The 3286-nt window shown below is 70.7% G+C and carries 2 protein-coding genes; one reads left to right on the top strand and one right to left on the bottom strand.

Annotated features, from left to right (window positions below; translation table 11 throughout):
* Positions 1–56: 56 nt before the first annotated feature.
* Positions 57–1211, bottom strand: coding sequence for a CapA family protein (locus ACWGL3_RS31745; RefSeq protein ID WP_267947494.1), 1155 nt, complete (start codon positions 1209–1211; stop codon positions 57–59).
* A gap of 979 nt (positions 1212–2190) precedes the next feature.
* Here ACWGL3_RS31745 and ACWGL3_RS31740 point away from each other — a divergent pair.
* Positions 2191–3231 (top strand): chaplin family protein, encoded by a 1041-nt coding sequence (locus ACWGL3_RS31740; RefSeq protein WP_267947495.1) that lies wholly within the window; start codon positions 2191–2193, stop codon positions 3229–3231.
* The last annotated feature ends 55 nt before the right edge of the window (positions 3232–3286 follow it).

Below are 3286 nucleotides of genomic sequence, written 5' to 3'. Positions count from 1 at the left end.
GGGCCCGCCGACGGGCCCCCGCCCCGCCGGAGGGGGGCGGACGCCCGTCCGGTCCGCTAGGCGGGGGAGTCGGTCAGGGGCAGCCCGCACCCGGCGCGCATGTCGAGCCACGTCTGGGCGGCCTGACCCGCGGCCTCGTCCTCGTAGGGGACGGGCACGCCGCCCTGGATCCGCGCCGGCGCCCAGTCCGCCCCGGTCACACTGCCCCGGTCGAAGGTGAGGGTGAGCACCCCCGTCTCGGCGGTGGGCCCCTCGACGTTGTAGAACACGAAGTTGCCCAGCCCGTAGTGCACGTAGGAGTCGCCGGTGAACCCGCCCGGGGACAGGACGTGCGCGTGGCCGCCGACCACGGCGGTCGCCCCGGCCGAGACCAGCTCCTCGGCGAGGGAGGGCGCGTGCGGCAGCGGGCAGTGCGCGCCCTCCAGGCCCCAGTGGAGGAAGACCACGACGTTGTCGTGCTCGGCCGCGGCCCCGGAGACCGCGTCGAGCATCCGCTCCCGCATCTCGTTCTTGGTGGAGGCCATGCCGGGCTTGCCCTCACCCGCGGTCCACTCCGCCACGAGGTGGTCGTCCATGACGTCGGTGGCGCCGAACAGGGCCACGCTCTGGCCGTTGACCTCGGCCACATGGGGTGTGTACGCCTCGTCGGCGTCGCGGCCCGCGCCGACCAGCGTGACACCGGAGGCCTCGCCGTTCTCCAGCGTGTCGATCAGTCCGTCCGTGCCGTAGTCCATGCCGTGGTTGTTGGCGACGGTGGCCACGTCCACGCCTCCGGCGGCCAGGGCCTCCAGGGCGCTCGGGGGCGAGCGGAACAGGAACTCCTTGTCGGGGGCGGGGGTGCCGCCCTCGGTGACGGCGGTCTCCAGGTTGACCATGGCCAGGTCGGCGGCGGAGAGCTGCGCGGAGACGGGGCCGAGCGCGGTGGCGGGGTCGGCCAGGCGGGGTTCGAGCATCCCCTCGAACATGACGTCGCCGCCGAAGGCGATGGTGAACGGCTCGTGGGAGGACTCGGACTCCGTGTCGGGGGAGGGCGGGGCGGAGGCCTCCGCCCCGGGGGCGACCGCGCCCTCCACCTCTTGCGTCTGCCCGTCACCCCCCGAGGAGCAGGCGGTCGCGGCCAGGAGGAGGGCGAGTGTCGCGGCGCCGGCCGACAGTGTCGTGCGCGTGCGCGTGCGCGTGCGCGTGCGGGGGCACGGGGGTACGGACTGCATTGCATGCTCCAGTGGGGGCGGGGGAAACGGAGGGCATGTCCTGAAAAGAGGACGCACATCATGCGTTTCCAGTTGGCCTTCATGAACGGATTGGCGGACATGGGCGTGCCGACCCGTCACCGGTGATCACCGGCAGTGCTCAGAGTAGGGCCGGCGGTCCCTTTTTCGTCGGTACGACATCGGCTGTATTCCGGTCGGTTTTCGGCCGCCCGCCGTCGATCGCACGCTCATGGCCAGCGGGTTCGGTCGAGGCCGCCGTGAGTGGGGTGAGAGTTTCCTGAGTTGCGGTAGAGGTCGTATTGGGGCAGCGAAAGCATCATTTCGGCTGCTGTGAGTTCCTTTTTCTCTTTCCTTGGCGCCGGCATCGGAGGGGGTGGGGGTGTCGTGCGAAGGGTCCTTCCGTCTCCGGGAGTTCCGTGCGTCGCGCACGTCTATCCGCTCTTTTCTCTCCAACGCCGCATTGTTCTCATGGGGCGCAAGGGGGTGCCTTGGGGTATAAGGCGTACTCGAAGACCGGTCAAACTAATCAACGAAGGTGCTTAGTGGATTACGTACGGGGGTTTACCTGAAAAAAATTCATCATCTTTCATGGCTCTCTGTTGTTTTGTGTGTACCCTGAGTAGTCGTCCCCACGCCTGCGAGCAGCTGATATCTCTCAGAGTGACATACTGTGAGCGGAGGGTATTTATGGCGATGGCGGACATTGCCTGAAAACGCGTGCGAGCCCGCAGTGGCTTGCTAACGTTTCGGTCCGTCGGCGGTTCGTCCCCGGAAAACCACTTCGGAGAACGCCGGACCACGACTCCCACGTGCGCGGGTCACCCCGCCGTTCCACCGCTCGCCGGTGACGGACCCGCACGGTCGTGGCAGCGGGACCGCACGAGTGCTCCGCCGCGACGCGGACACCCGGTCCGCCCACGACCACCAGCGCCACGACCGGCGCAACCCAGGCTGTCTCCGTGAAAGGTCCTAGCCGCACATGCGCAACACACTCCGTTACTCCTTCGCCACCGTGATGACCGCCGGGCTGGTCATCGCCCCCGTCACGGCGGCCTTCGCCGACACCACCACCGACGGCTCCGGCGGCATCGGCAGCGGCAACCAGATCGTCGTCCCCGTGGACATCGAGGCCGATCTGTGCGGCAACTCGCTCGCGGTGCTCGGCATCTCCTCGGCCAAGTGCACCCGGGTCTCGGAGGTCCTCTACGAGGTCAGCGGCCAGGGCGGGGCCGCCACCAGCGGCGCCGGCGGCATCGCCAGCGGCAACCAGATCATCGTCCCCGTCGACGCCGCCGTCGACGCGTGCGGGAACTCCGTCGCCGTCGGCGGCATCTCCGAGGCCGAGTGCCTGGAGGTCGTCGAGGTCCTGGAGCAGGAGAGCGCCGACGCGCCCCGTGCCCTCACGGACGGCTCCGGCGGGGTGGCCAGCGGAAACCAGATCATCGTCCCCGTCGACGCGGCCATCAACGTCTGCGGCAACTCGGTGGCCGTCCTGGGCGGCTCCAGTGCCAAGTGCACCACCATCATCAACATCATCCAGGCCTCCCCCGAGAACGAGGGCGGACCCTCCACCAGCGGCGCGGGCGGTGTGGCCAGCGGCAACCAGGTGCTCGTCCCCGTCGACGCCGCCGTCGACATCTGCGGCAACGCCGTCTCCGTGCTCGGCCTCGCCCAGTCCGCCTGCATGGAGACCATCTCCGAGGGCGGGGACCCCGACCCCGAGACCCCCGAGGAGCCCGAGGAGCCGGGTGGCGAGACCCCCGAGGAGCCCGAGGCCCCCGAGGAGGAGCCCACCGTTCCGGAGGCGCCCCGTGAGGAGGACAGGGGCGAGGACGACTCCAGCGTCAGCGGCGACCGGCCCGCCACCCCCGAGCCGCAGGCCGACGAGCAGCTCGCCGTGACCGGTACCGCTCTGGGCGGCCTCGTCGCCGCCGCGGTCGCCGCGATCGGCGCGGGCGGCGCGGGCCTGTACTTCGCCCGCAAGCGCAAGGCGTCCGCGGCCGCCGGCCACGAGGAGTAGGAGGCCCGGGTCCGGCAGGTCCGGACCGGGGTCGGGGCGCGGGGAGGGGAGGCTC

Source organism: Nocardiopsis sp. NPDC055824 (genome assembly GCF_053616335.1).
Note: the sequence above shows the minus strand (reverse complement) of the source record. Positions and strands in the feature narration are given on the sequence as shown.

Bases quoted from the DNA above. Each gene is read 5' to 3' on its own strand.
- ACWGL3_RS31745 (WP_267947494.1), bottom strand. From the start codon at position 1,211: ATGCAGTCCGTACCCCCGTGCCCCCGCACGCGCACGCGCACGCGCACG.
- ACWGL3_RS31740 (WP_267947495.1), top strand. From the start codon at position 2,191: ATGCGCAACACACTCCGTTACTCCTTCGCCACCGTGATGACCGCCGGG.